Source organism: Brevibacterium daeguense, from assembly GCF_021729135.1.
Taxonomy (GTDB): domain Bacteria; phylum Actinomycetota; class Actinomycetes; order Actinomycetales; family Brevibacteriaceae; genus Brevibacterium; species Brevibacterium daeguense.
On record NZ_JAJTWW010000036.1, the window covers coordinates 1 to 442 of the forward strand.

A 442-nucleotide genomic window follows, 5' to 3' on the forward strand; every position below is an offset into this window, starting at 1 on the left:
GGGTGTGATGATGAATGGAGAGACATATGGCGTGGGCTGATGAGAGAGAAGTAAGCAGCAGCAGTGGCCAGCAGTGTTAAGCCAAACAGCGCTTGAGTGTCACAGCCGAGGATAGCAATCTCTGCACTTGTGGGCGCCCGCTGCTGCTCACCCACACTTCCTCCGGGCGAGGTTGTAGGTAGTGGAAGATGGGCATTTAGGCAGCGGCCTCATCCTTGGCGCCACCAGCGCACAGCATGGCAACAAGGGCGTCGGAGTCGATCATGCCGGTGTCCTCATCGAGCTCCATCATGTCGAAGGCCTCATCGACCTCCTGGTTGGTGAACTTGTCACCGAAGGCCATGAGCATGGTACGGAACTGCTCTGCCTCAATCTTGCCGGGGCTCTTCTCGAAGGCGCGGATGGAGGCGGCGACCACATCGTCGTCGTCGGACTCTCCGGA

At 59.0% G+C, this 442-nt stretch carries 1 protein-coding gene; it reads right to left on the reverse strand.

Going from position 1 to position 442, the window contains the following annotated elements:
• Positions 1–196: 196 nt before the first annotated feature.
• A partial coding sequence (locus LXN01_RS16550; RefSeq protein WP_236866828.1) for a hypothetical protein occupies positions 197–442 on the reverse strand: 246 nt, incomplete at its 5' end.